Genomic DNA, 18,155 nt, shown 5'->3' on the forward strand with positions numbered 1-18,155 from the left:
TCTACACCACGAATCCAGGGGGCTGGCCCCCATCGATTTATCGTGAAAGAATGCTGTCACAAGCAGCCTAGCAACAGGATTTCTTCATGAGTGTGTTTTCAAACTGCACTTTTCTTGACAACTCCAGGTTGGCGTGGGTAGGCATGGTACAGCTGCCGAGTGAGACGATCATGTTGCGAAACAACACATAGTATTCCATAGAACGGGATGGTTCGTTACGCTTGTCTGACCTGGCCGAACCCGGTTTGCGCTCCCGGAAAACGGGCATGTTGGAGGGAACGATTTGTTTTATGGAATGGCTGGAGGAGGTTCGGATATGGTTTCGATCTTCAGGAAACAAGGCAGCATGGCGTTGCGCTTAAGCCTTTGCAGAGTGGGTGGAGGAAAACAGGCATAGGTTTGACGTTAACTAGATGGCATTTGATGATAGGCTTTAAAACTTGCAACTGGGAGACCAAGATGCAAAATACATGCAGTCTCCCCGTTTTTCTTTTTCGCCCTCTGCGCTGCAATGGAGCATCGCCAAACCTCTCGCACACCGGCATCTCCCCCGTAGATCCGTTCTGCGGGCGTTAGGATACGAAAGCGAAATCTAACCACAGCCTTCCCCCCCTCCTTGAATGGCAGAAGGTTAGGCTGTGGTGGATCGACTGCTGGCCATTCGCAGCTTGCCGACGCAATAGGCTACTGCTGAGATAATCTCGTCAGCAATACGACTGTCTCGGCGCGAGTTACGCTATCTCCCGGCGCGAACCGATTGCCGCTGCGTCCTGCCACGATGCCCCGTTCAACGGCTTTGCTAACGTATCCTTTGCCCCAATCCGGGATGTCCCGATCGTCTGCAAAATCCGTTTCGGCGTCCGTGGACGGTGGTTGTTTCACCAGCCGCATCATGACGGATACCGCTTCCGTGCGTGTGATAGGCTTCTGCGCTCGGAACGAACCATCCTCATATCCCGTCAGAATGCCTTCCTTGACTGCTATGGCCACATGTCCCTGCGCCCACGACGGGATGTCATCCAGATCTGTGAAAGGAAGCGCGAAGTCGCCTGAATTTGTCCAGCCCTTGGATTGGGCAATGAAAGCGACGAATTCAGCGCGCGTAACTGGTTGGTCCGGGCGGAAGGTTTGATCCGGGTATCCTTTCGCTATTCCCTTGCCGATCGCTTGTATGATTGCTTCCTTCGCCCAATGTCCCGCCAAATCGGAAAAACTCACTTGCGGTGTTTCAGTAACGGAGTCCGGGTCCGGCTGAACAGGAGGAGCGGCGCGTTCCACCTCAAGGACATACCGTTTCTTGGTACCGTTTTGCGCCGTGACTTCAATTTCTATCGTATTGCTGCCAACTTCTAGCGGGATCAACAGCGCTTCCCCGCTCGTCCGCTTGGTTTCGCCAATATGCAAGACAGCGTTGGCATCGTCGAGTTTCGCCGTTACTTCAATCGAACGGATCTCGTGTGCGACTTTCGCCTGGTAGTTCGTCGCGCTTCGACTAAACTGCGGACTTAGCGTGCCGGTATTCAGCGATAATGCCGCCAGATCAGCGTTGCTGCTTAAAACTGGCGCTCCTCCTCCGCCGCCGTTGCCGCCCCCATTGTTACCCCCGCCACTGCCGCCGCTGCTGCTCGCTTGCGGTGCGGCACTCGCAATATTGGACGTGCCCTGATGCTTGCCTCCCAGGACGTTCAGCCGGAACTGATAGGTCGCGCCGTTCCTCAGCCCCGTTACGATAGCGCTGGTTGAAGCGGCAGTGAGCGGAGCGGCAGTTTCTCCCCATTCCCAGGTCGCTCCGCCATCTTCGGAATACTCGACATTGATCGATGCCGCTCCCGTCGGCGGGCTGAACGACAGCGTCACCGTGCCGTCACCTGCAACAGCGGTCAAATCCGTCAACGGCTTCACTTCCGTGTAAAACACAACCTGATTAGGGACGAGATTCATGACCGCAATATCGCCGGAGCCGGTGACGGCGATCCCTCGCGGATACGACAAAAATTCGCTCCACTTCGTAATAAACTCGCCTTCTGTCGTAAAAGTCTGCACCCGGCCCCAGCCGGAATCCACCACATAAACGGTGCCGGCTTCATCTACCGCTACCCCGAAAGGTCCGGAGAATTGCCCGTCCGCATTGCCGGAAACTCCCCATTTCGTCAATAAGCTGCCGTTCGCCGTATATTTGACGATCCGATGATTATTGAAATCCGCAATATATAGATTGTCGCTGGCATCGATCGCAATGCCCTGCGGGTTGTTAAACTGATCATCCCCGGCGCCTTGGGCGCCCCATTTCGCTTTCACAATGCCGGTCGAAGAAAACTTTTGAATAGTATGATTATGCCCATCGGCTACATATACGTTATCCAGCGAATCCGTTGCTATGCCGGTGATAAATTGAAATTTCCCGGCAATAGTGCCGTCTCCGTCCCATTCCGTGATAAAGCTTCCGTCAGCCCCAAACTTCTGCACCCGGTCATTACCGTGATCCGCGACATATACGGCTCCGGCCTTATCGATCGCGATGGCCATAGGCTCGTCGAACTGTCCCTGACCCGATCCATAGCTGCCCCATTTCAACACAAACTGTCCCGTCGAATCGTATTTCAGAATCCGGTGATTCATCCGATCCGCCACATAAAGGTTGCCTTCGCTATCGGCAGCCAGATACAGCGCCTCCAGAAACTGACCGTCCTTGGAGCCGCCCAGCGAGGCGATATAGCTGCCGGTGGCGTCGAACACTTGCGCACGATATCGATCGGTCACATACAGATTTCCGTTGCCGTCTACCGCTATGCCCTTGGGGGCGTTCAAGAACCCTTCCCCGCCCCCAGCGCTCCCGATCGCCTCTGCATCAATCATTGTAAGTTCCAGATTGATCTTCTGCACGCGGCCGTTAGAGTCGGTAATATACAAGCCTTCATGCGCCCCGCCGTCAACCACGTAGAGTTGGGAAGGAAACTGCAGCTGATTGGGATTGCTGCCTTGCGAGCCCCACACCACCGGATTGGCGCCGTTCGCATCGAACTTTTGCACCCGGTGGTTGTTCTGGTCGACGACATACATATTTTTGTCCGCATCAACCGCAATCCCTGTCGGCTTGTCGAACTCTCCAACGTTCACGCCAACCGCGCCGGTGCCGAGTGTCAGGACATGATTGCCGCTGGGATCGAACTTCTGAATCCGGTTGTTGCCCGAGTCCGCCACATAAACACTGCCGTCGCTGTCAACCGCAACATCCTCTGGAAACAGGAAATATCCCGGCAGAGTCGAGCCCGCTCCCTTGCCGATATTGCCCACCACTCCCCCGCTTTCATCGAGAATACGCACGTACCCCTGCCCCTCAAGCACATACAATCTGTTGTTTATTCCCGCTGCGATGGCCACCGCGTTGTTCATCGGCCAAGTCTCCACATAGTCGCCATGGGCATCGAATATAACGATGCCCAGCCGTTCATCGACCACATAGCGGTGGCCCGCAGCGTCGACCGCAATGTCTTTCGGTTTGGTGATGTGACGGTTGTCCGTCTCCGCAGGAATGGCGGATGACAACGTATAACTCGGAGCCGCCGCCGCGCTCGTCAGCGGAAGCAGGTTGCCGAGCAAGCCGGCCAATGTGATCATGATCAAGCTTTTTCCTAATCTCATTTCGTCACTCCATTCAACATATTATTTGTATTGCAGTTTGCGCATACAATAACTATCATTCTAAAGCCGTTTGCTGGAAAAAGCGTCTATCCTCGGGTATACCGGATCGGTATACCCGATCCGGGAACCGGATACATCATAGGGAGAAAACAAAAAATCTGTCCCGGAACAATAGGACAGACCAGTCAGATCGAATATTCTCATTCGCTTTTGGGATCACTCTTGAATAAGTCGCAGTTCCTTGCTTTTGCGTGCCGCCTCGAAGCGGCTGCTCACGCCCAGCTTTCCGTAAATACGGTGAATGTGCGTTTTCACTGTGCCGACCCCGATGCCGAGCTCTTCGGCAATGCGCGTATTGGGCAGCCCAAGGCAGATCAACTCCAGCACCTTCGCTTCTTTCCTCGTGATCGGGGTCGTTAGCTTCGGCGCCAGGTCTCTATGGAGATTATGTGCCTCAGTCGGTATAGAATGGGCAAGTTCAAATTCGATAGCAAGTCGCTTCACATACTGCATGGGAACGCCGTCAGGAACCCGCATATGCTTCAGCTGCCTTAGGCGCATATACTCCGCGAGAATAAGTGCTGCCACCTCCCCTTCATCAACAAATAGACGGATCAGCTTTTCTGGCACTGCCAGCTGCAACGCTTTGGAAAACAGATGTACTGCAGCTTTCAAATCCTGTCGATAGAAGAAAATGAAGCTTTGTAACAGCAGCACTTCGATCTTGTCCAGCAGGAATCCGTCCTTCTGAATGTGTTCCGCCAAGCGTTCCAGCCATGCTTGCGCCTCATCATACTGTTTCGCCCCGATCATCGCCCGCGCCCGTGTAATCGACTCCAGCACGCTCCATCCCGGCAGATGATCGGCTTCCTTCCAGGCAACGGATTGCGGATGATCGTTCAGCCACCTGACGGAAATCGCCTGTGCCTCCGCCCCTTTAAGATCAATGCACAACCGGTGCAGCTTGAGGCAGTTCATCCAATACGGATTCGCAGCGACGGCCGGATGCTGTTCAACTTCCGCAATAATCCTCAGGTGCGCCGATACGTCCCCCTTCGCCAGGCGGATACGCGACAGCAAGATAGCCGCCAGTACGATGATCCCTTCATGACCGCATTTTAATCCGATGGCCAAGCTTGCGTCGGCGTATCTTTGCGCTTCCTCAAGACGGTTCCATTCATAGATCGCTTCCGCGTAACCATGTGCGCATATCGCCCTTCCGAGGGTCTGACTATCCGCGGCATGCTGAAGCAGCTGTCCGAAAAACACCTCGGCCTGGCTCGGTTTACCCTCAACTTTAGGATCGTGACGCATCGTTGAGATGGAGTTGAACTTGTGATTGACGAACAGGAACAGCCCGTCCTCGCGAATTTCCTGAAAATATTGCAGGATATAGCCGGTTGTAGCGGCGACATCCGACCGTTCGGTCGCGATGTAAATACGGATTACGAGTGAATCCGCATACAATTGTTCCGCTTCTTCCGTCGACCATCGTCCGACTAGTTCGGCGCGCAGTTCCTCCCAAAGGGACAGCAGATGTTCCGCCTCCTCGATCTTCCCATGCAGACAAATCAGGAATATGTACGTCAAATAAAGCCTCGGGTATTGCCGCAACCGGTCATCCGGCAGCTTCTCCAGCCAAACCGCCAGTGTGGACCACTCTTGCTTTAATTTCGAGGGCAACAAGCGCAAGATGATCGTGGCCGCATTGTCCGGCTGACTGGCCGCAAAATATTGTTCAATCGCATCCTCATCGTACCCGTGCTCTTCAAACCAGGCAGCCGCGGCGGCGTACAAATCAGCCAGCTCATCCCGTTCTCGTTTTCTCAAGCGGTCTTGCAGAAAATCGCTGAACAGATGATGATAGCGAAACCATTCCTTGCGCCGATCCAGCGAGATGAGAAATAGCTGGTTCTTATCGATATATTCCATCATCGACTGGCTATTCGGCCATCCGGTTACCCTGTCGCACAGCGAGGCGCAAATGCGAGGCAGAAACGAGGTTTTGAGCAGAAACGCCTGTACGTCTTCCGGCTGCTGCTCAAATACTTCTTCCCACAAATAATCGGTGATCGGCCACTCTTCGCCTCTGGGCGCGCTATGCAGCTCCTTCTGCTGAAAGGAAAGGGCGGCAAGCTGCATCCCGACAATCCAGCCTTCCGTTTTGTTCACCCAATCGACGATCTTTACGTTGTCCGCTTCCGTGTCCAGCCGAATGCGAAAAAACGCCGCGGCCTCCTCGTCAGAAAAACGCAGATCCTCATGGCTCAGCCGCTTCAGTTGATCCGTCGCCAGCAGCCTGGACAGAGGCAGCGGAGGGTCTGTACGCGAGAGCAGGATCAGGTGCATGTGGACAGGCATTTGCTGGATGAAATAGGCAAGTGTTTCGTGAATGTCGGGCATTGTGATGACATGATAATCGTCGAGCAGGATGACCATGTCGTCGGCAGCAGAGTGGCGGTTCAATTCGTTCAGCAAAATCGCAAGCCCCTGTTCGCAAGAACCGGGAGCTTTATTGATGAATAGCAACGGAAGTTGGCTGTCCAGTAACGAGTAGCCATCCGTCAGGCTTGAAGCGACATAACTCCAGAAACGCATCAGGTCATTGTCCCTGGCGTCCAGCGACAGCCAAGCAACCGGTTGGCGCTGCTCGCGGACCCAGGAGACAGCCAGCGAGGTTTTACCGTAACCGGCAGGCGCGCACAGAAGCGTCACTTTGTTGAAGAAGGCTTGGTCCAACTGCGAGAGCAGACGCGGTCGCGTGATATGATCGCGAGAGATGCCCGGCACTTCCATTTTAGTCATAATCATGACCTAGTTCATGCTCACAGTCCCTTCTCTGAAAAAATAAGCACCATTATACATTTGGTACACATTGTTAAGAGCGGGTGCAGTTGGAATCAACATAAATGATATTTTTATACGTGTCAACGCTATCCACAAAAACCTGGCGCGTAAAATGGCTGCGGAGGCCCGTTCTCACGGAGCGCGGATTGCGGTTCGTCGGTGCTGGCCGACGCTGATCGATGCGCTCGCCATGCCTATCGAGTCCAGATACTGCTATGCGACCGGTTATTCGTCTCCAATCGCGGCGACGATAACCAGCAGCGAACCGGTTACCGCGGACGCGGACCCTGGGGATGATCGGATGGCGTCAGATCGCTGAATGCCTACTTCGACTCATGAAGCCCCCTATTCACAATGCACTCTTGTTTTCTTGGTCCGGCATTGCTTTCATAATATCCGCTAATTTGCGCTCGTTGCAGATTAGACCGGAATACTGCCAGGTGCCGGACTCAACCTCAAACACCTGGCCTTGCCGGACTGCGGGCAATCCCGTCCAAAGCGAATTTCCCTCCAGATCCGAAATCAGATACCGTTCCGTCTTGATCACAAAAATATAATCCGCATCCAACTCACCCAATTTCTCCAGCGACAGTGCGCTCCATTCTTCCTGCGCAGGCGTCAGAGGATGCGGCCGCACTCCAAGCTCATCAAACAACAACCCGCCGCCTTGTACATGTCCCATCGTATAAAACTCTTTATCCGACAACACGATGATAGCCGCCTCTTTCTCCCCAATCGTCTGCCGCAAATGCTCCTTCGTCTGCTGTATCTTTTGATCATACATGGCCAGTTTTTCTTCCGCTATCTGTTTTTTCCCAAGCAGCTCACCCAACTGAAGCAGCGTCTCTCTCCAGTTCTTGTTCACGTTGTCAACCACAAAGGTTGGCGCAATTTTGGCGTATTGTTTGTAGGCGCCCTCTTCCGCCATTCCCTTGCCTAAAATGATCAGATCGGGAGACAGCTCCAACAGTTTTTCCAAAGGAAGCCCGCCTCCGGTGGTATCGATGATTTCCACGTCGGAAAGCTCCTCCTTCAAGTAATTTTGCTCCAAGTTTCCGTATAAGACTTGGGCAACCGGTTTTTCGCCCAGCACAACCAGCGGATCCTCCAAATAAGGCGCAATAATGCGCTGAGGATCAGCAGGCACAACGACCTGGTGGCCTGCGTCATCGACAACCGTTTTTTCACTCGCTTCTTGATTATCAGCAGCACTTCCCCCTGCCGCAGGCGATTCAATGGAGGCATTGCCTCCTTTGTTATCCATGTTATCGTCAGCGCAAGCGCTTGCCAGCAAAGCGAACAAGAGCGTAAACCCGACGATCACGGCCATTGAACGAAACCGTTTCATACAGCTTGTCTCACTCCATCCAAGGTTGTTCATGGATTCTCATTTCTAGACACTCCGAAAGAAAATGAGAATCATTATTATTAAATGAATGATATCAACCTTTTGTTCTGCTGTACATAAACGATTCTGATTGGATGGCATGGATGAATCTGATCGGCCGTTTGCCATCCTCTTCCACGAATGAACATGAACGTTAGAGACGACTCACGATCTGCTGGAGCTGTGCTTCGGTCGAAGCCGGGTCGTATCCGTAAAACCGGCCTCCGTCAAATTCGTAGACCCGGCCATGCTTCACTGCGGTCAGTGCTAGCCATTGCGGGCTGCGTTTCAGGAGCGAGGCCGTTCGTCGGCTCGTCTGATCATCGTGAACGATCAGAAATACAAGATCCGCATCATATTCGACAAGCTGCTCCTTGACGATATACTTATAGCCGGCTCCATCCAATACCTGTTCTCTAACGATCGCTGGCGGTGAAAAACCGATGGACCGGTACATAATATGCCCCGCTCTTCCATACGTATCGCCATAAACCATCAACTCGTCGGACCAGACTTCCAGAATCAACAGCGTTTCAATGAGATCGAATTTCCGGGCGATTCGCTCCCTTGCCGCATCGATCGCGGCGTCGCAACGGTCCAGCCAGGCCCTTGCTTTGCCGACTTCGTTCACCAGTTCGGCAACGATTATAAATTGCTCCCGCCAGTTCATCCTGCCGAATGGAATCGATAACGTGGGAGCAATTTCGCGAAGCCTTTCCAGCTGCTCCGGATCGTATTGTTTATCGTGGCATACGATAACGTCCGGACGAGGCTCGTCTTTCAGTGCGCCAATGTTGCAATCGTCCCAATAAATCGGTTTGAAGCCCCCCTGCTGCAAAACATTGCGGTAACGCCACTTCAGCCAAGGTGTGAGACTACCGATGTAAGGTACGTGACCAACGGCAAGCAAACCGGCCGTAAAATTGCTCCCCAGTGTAAATGCTTTTTTCGGCTTTTTGCGATAAACCGTCGGTGCAGTTCCGACTACCTGTTTAAATTTGCGGCTGAAGTAAAACTCATCCTTGTATCCGACTCTTCTGGCGATCTCAAACAAGCCGTCGCCGGAGGTCAGCAACTGTTCGCTCGCTCTGGACATGCGGATTTCCGCCACGAAGTCGACGAAGCTCCGGCCCGTTACTTTCCGGAACAATCTGGAGAAGTGATCAGGATGAACGCCAACCATGGCGGCGACCTTGTCGCGTGTCAATTGGTCCGCATAGTGTTCCCGTACATAGGAGACGACGTCCTCCATTCGTGCGGACTGCTCACTTCCGGCAAAATTCTTGTCAGCGATCATGTACAGCAATTCATAAAACAGGGACTGCACCTTGAAAAATCCGTTTGAGACGTCCTTCCGAAACGCGCTCGCAATGTCGCGAACAAGCCGGTAGGCCTTGCTTGGAGCATCGAGTCCCAACTCGCGCGTTCCCCAAAGGTTAATGAGTCGGTAATCGTCTTCTGAATCTCTTCCCGTCCTAGCCGTCGACAGAGGGACAAAATCGAATGAAATCCGGTAAACGCATACCGGTTCCATAGTTATCGAATGCATGACGACTTCCTCGCCCGGCTTGCACCAGTAGAGCTTCATCGGACCAAATGCGGCCGAATCGTTGCCGATTCGAATCAGGCCATTGCCAGCCGATATAAAGATCAGAGTAAAACGATTGGAGGAAACCGGCGACCGCAGTTCCCTCCAATTCGTTAGAAAATCGAATCCCGTTAAATGATAACAAAACAAACTTATGTCCATCGCCATCTCCATAAATGATAGATAAATGATTACCCTCATTCTATTTGATAACGATTCTCATTGTCAATTTGGTTTATACCCGTGTCCGTGTCCGGCCAAGCGGCTGAAATTTCAGTATGTGATACTTTGTTCCAGTTCCCGCTTTAGTTCGTTTTGGGAAAACTGTTCCCCCATAAACACAGCGACATCATGCACTTTGCCTTGCGGATTGATGCGAATTAGCTCCAACTGGCGGAATGCAAATTGAAACAGCATTCGTTCTCCGGTTTCTGCTGAGGTAAAGACGCCTTTTGCCCGATAAACGCGATCCGGCAACTGGCTTACAAACTGTTCGAACCGTTTACTCTCCACCGGCTGTTGAAAGTAATGGGTATAAACCATGACATGATCGTAGGAATGTGTGTGATGCCCTTCATGCTTGGGATCGGAATGGTCATGATGATTATGGTGATGATGGTCGTGATCATGAGGATGGTCGCATGTATCATAACCATCATCTTCATCATGATGCTGGCCTTCTACAATAGGAACAAATTCATGCGCTTGAAATACGCCCTCTATCAAAGAATGGTCGACTTCACAATACACCGTGGAGTGCATAACAGCTGCCGGATTGATCGTTTGAATCCTTTGTTTCATTTCATCCAACTCCGCTGTGCTTATCAGATCCGACTTATTGATCAAGAGAATGGATGCGCATCGAATTTGATCCTGCATCAGCCGATAGGTTCTTCCTGTTCCTTTTTGGTGCCAATGCATGAAATGCGCCGCATCGATCACCGTGATCATCGCTTTGATTTCAATATGAACCAGCAAAGCAGCTTCCGTTACGCCATCGAAAATTTCCATCGGGTTTGCCACGCCTGTTGCTTCTATCATAATCAGGTCGGGTGACCAATCTTCAACAAGCTGCTTAATCTCTAACCCCAGATCGCCTCGAATTGTGCAGCAGATGCATCCGCTCAACATTTCACGCATAGGGATGCGCTCTTCCAGGAGTTGTCCGTCCAGGTTGACGTCACCCACTTCATTCATGATGACGGCAGGTCGCATACCTTTCGCCACGAAGGCATTCAGCATCTTCTGGAGCAGCGTTGTTTTCCCGCTTCCAAGAAATCCGGATAAAACGAGGACAGGAACCTTTTTAATCAATTGATGAAGCCTCCCACTATATTTTTATCTCCCAGCCATCCGGCAATTTATTGTCGAATGGCTGGCTTGTACCCGGCATCGGGCTTCCAGTGCAGCAAAGCGGTCTTAAATCTATGTTTATAGCTGTAAACGCCGTCCTCTATCGTCACATGCCTCAGTACAATATCCTCTGCTGCTTTGCGATCATACGACGGATCGATAATGTCCTTCAGACAAGAGCGCAGCAACTCTTCTTTCGACGCATATAGATAGTTACGTTCCAATTCAAGGATCTTGCAGTTCGTATCAATGCCGAGCTCGTACAGTAAATTGGTCAGATGAATATAATCTCGCCGCTGAAACTTTACCTTCACCCCAAGCTCCTGATGAAAGTCCAGCAGATGCGGTCTTTCCGGTCCGCTCGTCCATCCGATCACCGCGTATTTTCGGGCTGCTTCATTCATGTGCAGCAACGTCTGCTCAATGTCCTCCATCCGATAAAAACAATTGACGCCAAATACCACATCGTATTGCCGCCCCGGCGTATATTGCTCCCACTTGGCATGGATCATCTCCATCGGACGAAGCCCTTTTCCGGCAGCTTCCTTCTGCAGAAAGTCCAGCACGCTGCGCGAGCTGTCCACGCAAGTCATCGCCGCGGCCTTCTCCGCAACGGAGAACGTATAGTTCCCCCATCCGGGTCCGATCTCCAGCACATCGTCCCCCGGCGCTATATACCGCAGCAATTCCTCGCGGATTCCGGCAGAGTACGCATCCGGCTCGCCCTTTTTCTCCTGCAGAAAGGTTTGCCAGAACGCCTCTTCCTTCTCGTCATCCGTCATGCGTTCCGAAAGCCCGCCGTTCCAATCCTTCATCCCCTCCACCCAAAGCTGCTTGTAGTCAGCTTTTAACCTTACACCGTGGTACAAGCGTATACAACTCCTTCTATAGTTCGCATTCGCGTATCATGATCCCGATTGCACCGGCTTCAATGCCGTCATCTTTAATCCATGCCCGGACGGCTCGATGATCATATGAACACCGTATACCTGCCTCATATGGTCGGCAACAAACACCTCTTCCGGCGTGCCGGAAGCATAGATTTTGCCCTTGTAAAGCATATGGATTGTATCGGAGTACCTGGCCGCCAGCTCCAGATCATGGAGAACAAGCACGACAAGCATATTCGATTGACGGGCAAAACCGCGAATAAGCTCAAGCACCTCCAGCTGATGGCGGATATCCAATGCAGACGTAGGTTCGTCAAGCAGCAAAATCTCGGGTTCCTGAGCAAGCGCCCTGGCAATCAATACTTTCTGCCGCTCGCCGCCGCTAAGCTCATCCATATATCGATCGGCGAACGCTTCGAGCTTCAATTGGTTCAGCAACTGTTCAACAACTTGCAGATCACGGGGCGATACTCGCCAGCGCATATACGGTTTTCGTCCAAGCAGCACCGTCTCCATCACCGTAAGCGGAAAAGAGAATGAGGCCTGCTGCGGTACGTAGGCTTGCTTCCGCGCCAACGCCTCCGGCTTCAAGGCACGCACATCCTGACCATCCACCCATATCCTGCGCTTTTCGGGCGGGAAGATCGCCGCCATACTTTTGAGCAGTGTCGTCTTGCCAGCGCCATTGGGCCCGACGATGCTGGCCACCTCGCCTTTCGCAAGCTTCATGCGAATATCGCTTAACACAGAATGGCGTGCGTATCCGAAGGAGAGCCCGGTTACTTCCATCATGGTCGTCCCTCCTATGCCCAATATTCTCTGCGCTTCTTGACCAACAGATAAATGAAGAACGGCGCTCCGAAGAAGGCGGTAACGATGCCCACCGGAATTTCAATCGGCGATAACAGCAGCCGGGCAACGGTATCCGACAACAGAAGAAGCAAGGCGCCCATAAGACAGGAGCACGGCAGCAGGAATCGATAATCCGTGCCAATCAGCATCCGGCTAATATGGGGAGCTACCAGCCCAATGAATCCGATAATGCCGGTAAATGCGATCGTCGTAGAAGCGACCAAGGTGGCCAGAAGCAAACAGATCCAGCGCATGCTCCGTATGTTAACGCCGAGCGTGCGAGCCGCTTCTTCCCCGGAGCTGAGCGCATTCAAGCTCCAGGCGTATTTCATCAATACCGTCAGCGACACCGCCAACAGCGGCAGCAGAATGCCGAGCACCTTCCAATTGGCGCCCCAGAACCCGCCCATCAGCCAAACAACCAGATCCTTAAGCGCCTCGTTATTGGAAAAGTACTTGAGGATGGACACTCCTGCGGCGAATAATTGACCGATCGCCACTCCCGCCAGCAGCAGTACGGTGATCGAGCTGTTTTTGAGCTGCGAGATGCCGTAAACGAGCAAGACGGCCAAACAACCGAACACAAACGCGTTAAAGGCAATCAGCCATTGCCCGCTGTATACCAGATTAACGCCGAAGGCGCTTGCCCCGGCCACGATCGCAAGCGCCGCTCCGAATGCCGCTCCGCTGGATACGCCAAGCGTGAACGGATCGGCCAACGGATTTTTGAGCAATGCCTGCATAATCGCCCCCGCCGCTGCCAGAGCCATGCCGGTTATGATCGCCATTACGATTCTTGGCAAGCGAACCTCCTGAAGAATGTACCTGTTCATCTCATCCGTTTCGCCGCCAACCAGCATCGCCCACAGATCGCCGAACGGGATATTCGCCGAGCCCTTCAGCGTTGCAAACGCCGCAACGAATACCAGGAGGAGCGTAACCCATACCACCATGAGCAATCTGCGCCGCACGCTGCGTCGGTATAGATGAACGACTGAATGATCCACGGTTATTGACTCTCCTTGAACGAATAATACCAGGTTCCCTGATAAGGCACTCCCAGCCATTCCTCAAAGTATTGCCTGGCGTACTTGTCAGCCTCCACATCTGCAAACCGTTCAGGGTACAGCCACTTGGCCAGCTGCAGAACGCCGATATATCGTTTGTCGGAACCGATGAAATTGGTGTGGAAGAAATAGACATCGCGAGTTTTACCTGCATCCAATTGCTTAAGCGACGATATCGCCATGATGTTGGCAAACGCTTCTTCGAATGGCGCGTGGTCTGCTGCATCGTATCCGCCAAGCCATGTGCCGTGCAAGGTGACGACTTGCGGATTACGGGTGAGCACATACTCTTCATCCACCAAAATCGTCGTAGACGCTTCAGCCGGATCCCACTGTAAATCGGCCGCGTCGACCCCGCCTGCCGTTATGGTGGCGTACCCTTCTCCAACGCCCGGCTTCCCGCCGAGAGATTGGCTGGGGAACACCCGGTAGCCTCCGTTGGAATTGAGGAAGCCTGCGGATAAGGCCAGCACGCTTTTCTTCTCTTCTTCCGCGAGTCCGCTCAACCGATCAGCCGGAATTTGTTCAATCGCATGCTTCCACTCCAGAAACTTGGCCGCACGCTCTTCTTTGCCGAACAACTGACCTAGCAGTTCCAACTCGGCATCCATCTGGTCCGGCAAATAGTTATTCATCCGAACCACCTGGATTCCTGCCGGCTCCAGCTTGTCCTCCAACGTCTGATCCGGTCTGTTCGTGTAGGCAAAAACGACCTGGGGCTTCAAGCTGAGAATCGTCTCCAGATTCACTTCACCGGTTTCTCCGACATCCGGCAAATCCTGCAAGCCCAAGTAACGGTTGTTCTTGACTGTCGTATCGCCTGTTGCAATAATCCGATCTTCTGCGCCTAACAGTTTGATGGCCTCCGCCGTATTGCGGTTGATCACAATCGCTCTTTGTATTGGAAATTTAAGCATGATCTCGGTTCCCGCTGTATCCGTGAAGGTGATGGACGTCTCCTGTACAGGCTGGGCGGCCGGATTGTCCGACGACGGGGACTCTGACTGAGCGGAGGGTTGCGGGGAGACCTTCGCGTTGCCCGGATTCCCGGTTTCGCCCGGATGGCTCGCACCTTGCGAGCAGCCCGTCACCATTACAGAAATCAGGATGAACAGAACAACCATAAAGGCAGGCATCTTGTTGCGCACGACCATTTCAGACAACTCCATTCTCAAATTAAATGTAATTTTTACAATTATAAAACGAGCTTGAACGCATTTTATTCACGCTGTCCTATAACAATCATTCTTGGCGACTGCCGCACATGATAGGTTTTTTCTTGATAATCGCCGTAAACCTGGTCCATCCGTAAACCTGCTGCATGCAGCAGGTTTTTCATCAACGGAAGCGTGTACAGCTTGACGCGTTCCCAATAACGGCGAGAGGGCGCTCCGACTTGTTCGACATGAATCTCTTTTTCTACAAAGCCGTTATGAAGACGTCTCGTTTCTGAAATCGTTATTCCGTCGACTTCCCGCTGGGAAAAAGGAACAAGATGCTCCTTGACGTATTCTTCGTTGAGTAGGTCTATCATATATTTGCCCTGGGGCTTTAACGCTTTATGAATTTGCTGCAAGACTTTAAGTTGCTCGCCGTCTTCTTCGAAATAACCGAATGAAGTAAACAAATTGACAACCGCATCGAAGCTCCCCTGCAAAGCCGGCTCTTCCGGCAATCTTCGCATATCGCTCTTGATCCAGGTAATCTGGCGTTTTTTATCCGCCTTTTGCGCTTCGTTTAGCAGACATCCGGATAGATCAATACCCGTCATCCGAAACCCAGCCTCCGCCAATGCCAGCGCATGTCTTCCCGCCCCGCAACAGAGGTCGAGGACATGACTGCCCACAGGCAGCTTGAGCCACCCTATCATTCTTCCGACTTGCTGATAAGCTTCATGCCGATCCCGATGCCTGTAAATCCGCAGATAATCTTCCCCAAAGCTTCTCTCGTACCAGTTGCTCAATTGATTCCCACCCCTTGATCATACCAAATATTAAAATGTAATTTTTACACTTTAAGCTCGTGTCTTATGTCATCTTATCGACATTCCACAAACAATGACTTCTCTATTTATTCCTCCCTCCTGAGAGGCGCGATGTTATAAATTGTAATAATTACATTTTATCATTATATTTCGGCCCTAGTTCTCTGTCAACGATATACTGAATCTGATGACACAGGAACCGGCCGGGGGAACGAAGCCTCTGTCCGATCTCGGCAACGCTCTGGCGAAGCCGTTTCGGATAAACGAAATAGGCCGTCAGGTTGTCTGTGGCCTGCAAATGGGCAAATAGTCGATTAAGGATCGGACTTACGTTTGACAAACTTCGCATATTCCGTACACCTCAAAACGATGACGTAAAATTTTGTAGTTGCCAGGTAATTGCGGCCCTTGATCCATCGGACAATATTCGAACGGAATCGTTTTTTCACAATTCACACAAATCAAGTGATGATGGTGATGAGAGACGCAGTTCTCCCTAAACTTTAGTCCTCCCTCCATAAAATAAAAATGCTCTAACACGCCCATTTCACTTAGCATGCGGAGATTGTTATAAATGGTGTGAAAACTGACGCTCGGGTATTGGACGGTCATTAGATCGTATACATCCTTCGGAGACAAATATCCGTCATGTTCAGCAAAAATTTTGGCCAGCATTTTGCGCTGCTCGGTCACCCTCCAGCCATTTCTGGACATTGTCTTCAGCATATCGTTTATCCTATCGGTTGTTTCATTCATGCTCCCAATTCCTTTCCTAAAAAAAGGTCTATGTGCACCTTTCATATACGGCGATGAGCCGCTCATCCTCTTTGTATTTTAACAAGAAAATGCAGGCTTTGTCATATGCACATTTCCACAAGATCGAAAAGCCCGACGATTGCGTCGGACTGTCCATCCATTATTTTGGGTACCTTTCTCTACGCTTTATCGATGCCTGTCACGGAGCGGCCCGTCGCTATGAATTGGTGATCAAACGCATACACGGCCTTTTCTTCCACTCTCGTCCCGGTGAGATGTCGACGCACCAACAACCGGCCCTCTTCCGGTGTAATGTCCTTGTACCATACCCCTTCAGGATAAGCGATGACGACACAGGCATCAGCACATCGACCATTGCAGCGGGTACGTGTAGTATGAATAAGCCGATCCAGTCCAAGGCTCGTGATCTCGTCCCGAATCGCCAGCGTAACTTCATCCGCCTGCCTCTTCATGCAGCTGTCGCCATTACATATCAACAGATGGCATCGAGTCTGTTGTAAATTCCAAGTCGCCATAAAAACTCCTTTTGCGTTTTAATTGTAATTATTACAATTTTAAGCGATCTGATTTCAAATGGCAACTCCTTCTCCTATTTGACAAAATGGAATCGGCATCTTATACTCGTTTTAATAGTAAAAATTACATTTAAACAAAAAGGACGGGATTTCATGTCTGATGTACAAATGGATCGGCGTATTCCTGTTAGCGTTCTGACCGGCTTTCTCGGCGCAGGTAAAACGACCTTGCTGAATTATATTCTTACCGCCAATCACGGCCAGAAGATCGCGGTCATTGTCAATGAATTTGGCGAAGTCGGGATCGACAACCAGCTTGTCGTCGGAGCGGACGAGGAAATTTTTGAAATGAACAATGGATGCATTTGCTGCACCGTACGCAGCGACCTCATTCGCATACTCGGCGATTTGGCGGATGCCAAATTCGGCAAAGGCAATCGAAAGGTCGATTTTGACCGCGTCGTGATCGAAACGACCGGATTGGCCGATCCCGCACCGGTAGCGCAAACCTTCTTTGTCGACCAGGAAATCGCCGAAAACTTCAAACTCGATGCCATCGTTACCGTTGTGGACGCCAAACATGCCGATCAACATCTGGATGAAGGGCATGAGGCTCAGGAACAAGTCGCCTTTGCCGATGTCCTGCTTCTGAACAAGACGGATCTCGTCTCTGAAGAAGATCTTCAAAAATTGGAGCACCGACTGCGTTCTATGAATTCGGCGGCGAAGCTTTACCGTACGCAGCAATCAGAAATCAATCTGCAGCATATTTTAGGCATCAACGCCTTTGATTTGCATCAGAAGCTGGAGATCGATCCCGGCTTTCTCGAAGAAGAAGACCATGACCATGATGACGATGTTACATCCATCTTCTTCCGTGAAACAAACCCGCTTGATCTGAATAAAGTGGAACGCTTCATCAACGAATGGCTGGTGGAGCACGGAGCAGACACCTTCCGCTATAAAGGCGTCTTGAACATCAAGGGAGTCAAAAGGCGCGTCGTTTTCCAAGGGATCCATATGCTGTTCAGTTCCTACCCGGACCGAGAGTGGAAATCAGGCGAAGCGCCGGCGAGCGAGTTCGTTGTCATTGGCCGCAACTTGGATGAAGCTTGGTTTCGACAGCAATTTGCCAACTGCGTCGCCAGCTGATTCGTAAGCCCCCGCGTTGAAAGGCCTCCCGTCCGGAGCTATACGGACTGCGAGGTCTTTTCTTCGTGTCCCCGCTCCATTCGTCATAAGAAAAAGCGGCG

Annotated in this window: 13 protein-coding genes; 1 reads left to right on the top strand and 12 read right to left on the bottom strand. The window is 51.7% G+C overall.

From position 1 onward, the window contains the following. Positions 1–684: 684 nt before the first annotated feature. The 12 genes from ACFO3S_RS26755 to ACFO3S_RS26810 all read right to left on the bottom strand — a co-directional run bounded on the left by ACFO3S_RS26755 (position 685) and on the right by ACFO3S_RS26810 (position 16,902). Positions 685–3,618: an S-layer homology domain-containing protein gene (locus ACFO3S_RS26755; RefSeq protein ID WP_378102527.1), complete on the bottom strand. Its 2,934-nt coding sequence runs from the start codon at positions 3,616–3,618 to the stop codon at positions 685–687. A gap of 240 nt (positions 3,619–3,858) precedes the next feature. Next, positions 3,859–6,453 (bottom strand): winged helix-turn-helix domain-containing protein, encoded by a 2,595-nt coding sequence (locus ACFO3S_RS26760; RefSeq protein WP_378102529.1) that lies wholly within the window; start codon positions 6,451–6,453, stop codon positions 3,859–3,861. A gap of 385 nt (positions 6,454–6,838) precedes the next feature. Beyond that, the gene (locus tag ACFO3S_RS26765) at positions 6,839–7,837 is read right to left on the bottom strand and encodes an ABC transporter substrate-binding protein (protein ID WP_378102532.1); all 999 of its coding nucleotides are present in this window, start codon (positions 7,835–7,837) and stop codon (positions 6,839–6,841) included. 193 nt (positions 7,838–8,030) lie between these two features. Beyond that, positions 8,031–9,626 (bottom strand): helix-turn-helix domain-containing protein, encoded by a 1,596-nt coding sequence (locus tag ACFO3S_RS26770; protein WP_378102534.1) that lies wholly within the window; start codon positions 9,624–9,626, stop codon positions 8,031–8,033. 111 nt (positions 9,627–9,737) lie between these two features. Beyond that, the gene (locus ACFO3S_RS26775) at positions 9,738–10,778 is read right to left on the bottom strand and encodes a CobW family GTP-binding protein (protein ID WP_378102537.1); all 1,041 of its coding nucleotides are present in this window, start codon (positions 10,776–10,778) and stop codon (positions 9,738–9,740) included. A gap of 47 nt (positions 10,779–10,825) precedes the next feature. Further along, the gene (locus ACFO3S_RS26780) at positions 10,826–11,686 is read right to left on the bottom strand and encodes a class I SAM-dependent methyltransferase (protein WP_378102539.1); all 861 of its coding nucleotides are present in this window, start codon (positions 11,684–11,686) and stop codon (positions 10,826–10,828) included. A 36-nt stretch (positions 11,687–11,722) separates the two neighbouring features. Next, positions 11,723–12,499, bottom strand: coding sequence for an ABC transporter ATP-binding protein (locus ACFO3S_RS26785; protein WP_378102541.1), 777 nt, complete (start codon positions 12,497–12,499; stop codon positions 11,723–11,725). Positions 12,500–12,510: 11 nt separating this feature from the next. Beyond that, positions 12,511–13,566, bottom strand: a complete 1,056-nt coding sequence (locus ACFO3S_RS26790; RefSeq protein WP_378102545.1) for a FecCD family ABC transporter permease — start codon at positions 13,564–13,566, stop codon at positions 12,511–12,513. Between the two features lie 2 nt (positions 13,567–13,568). Next, positions 13,569–14,780, bottom strand: a complete 1,212-nt coding sequence (locus tag ACFO3S_RS26795) for an ABC transporter substrate-binding protein (RefSeq protein WP_378102547.1) — start codon at positions 14,778–14,780, stop codon at positions 13,569–13,571. A gap of 65 nt (positions 14,781–14,845) precedes the next feature. Continuing rightward, positions 14,846–15,589: a class I SAM-dependent methyltransferase gene (locus tag ACFO3S_RS26800; protein WP_378102549.1), complete on the bottom strand. Its 744-nt coding sequence runs from the start codon at positions 15,587–15,589 to the stop codon at positions 14,846–14,848. A 348-nt stretch (positions 15,590–15,937) separates the two neighbouring features. Next, positions 15,938–16,366 (bottom strand): Fur family transcriptional regulator, encoded by a 429-nt coding sequence (locus tag ACFO3S_RS26805; protein WP_378102551.1) that lies wholly within the window; start codon positions 16,364–16,366, stop codon positions 15,938–15,940. A gap of 179 nt (positions 16,367–16,545) precedes the next feature. After that, positions 16,546–16,902, bottom strand: coding sequence for a (2Fe-2S) ferredoxin domain-containing protein (locus ACFO3S_RS26810; protein WP_378102554.1), 357 nt, complete (start codon positions 16,900–16,902; stop codon positions 16,546–16,548). Between the two features lie 153 nt (positions 16,903–17,055). Here ACFO3S_RS26810 and ACFO3S_RS26815 point away from each other — a divergent pair, with 153 nt between their 5' ends. Further along, positions 17,056–18,054 (top strand): CobW family GTP-binding protein, encoded by a 999-nt coding sequence (locus tag ACFO3S_RS26815; RefSeq protein WP_378102557.1) that lies wholly within the window; start codon positions 17,056–17,058, stop codon positions 18,052–18,054. Positions 18,055–18,155 lie beyond the last annotated feature (101 nt).

It is taken from the genome of Cohnella hongkongensis, from assembly GCF_042654645.1.
Classification (GTDB): domain Bacteria; phylum Bacillota; class Bacilli; order Paenibacillales; family Paenibacillaceae; genus Cohnella; species Cohnella hongkongensis.

What these genes read in the sequence shown, in the direction of transcription:
- ACFO3S_RS26760 (WP_378102529.1), bottom strand. Translation starts at nt 6,453, where the DNA reads ATGATTATGACTAAAATGGAAGTGCCGGGCATCTCTCGCGATCATATC.
- ACFO3S_RS26785 (WP_378102541.1), bottom strand. Translation starts at nt 12,499, where the DNA reads ATGATGGAAGTAACCGGGCTCTCCTTCGGATACGCACGCCATTCTGTG.
- ACFO3S_RS26805 (WP_378102551.1), bottom strand. Translation starts at nt 16,366, where the DNA reads ATGAATGAAACAACCGATAGGATAAACGATATGCTGAAGACAATGTCC.
- ACFO3S_RS26770 (WP_378102534.1), bottom strand. Translation starts at nt 9,626, where the DNA reads ATGGACATAAGTTTGTTTTGTTATCATTTAACGGGATTCGATTTTCTA.
- ACFO3S_RS26755 (WP_378102527.1), bottom strand. Translation starts at nt 3,618, where the DNA reads ATGATCACATTGGCCGGCTTGCTCGGCAACCTGCTTCCGCTGACGAGC.
- ACFO3S_RS26815 (WP_378102557.1), top strand. Translation starts at nt 17,056, where the DNA reads ATGTCTGATGTACAAATGGATCGGCGTATTCCTGTTAGCGTTCTGACC.
- ACFO3S_RS26810 (WP_378102554.1), bottom strand. Translation starts at nt 16,902, where the DNA reads ATGGCGACTTGGAATTTACAACAGACTCGATGCCATCTGTTGATATGT.
- ACFO3S_RS26765 (WP_378102532.1), bottom strand. Translation starts at nt 7,837, where the DNA reads ATGAAACGGTTTCGTTCAATGGCCGTGATCGTCGGGTTTACGCTCTTG.
- ACFO3S_RS26795 (WP_378102547.1), bottom strand. Translation starts at nt 14,780, where the DNA reads ATGGTCGTGCGCAACAAGATGCCTGCCTTTATGGTTGTTCTGTTCATC.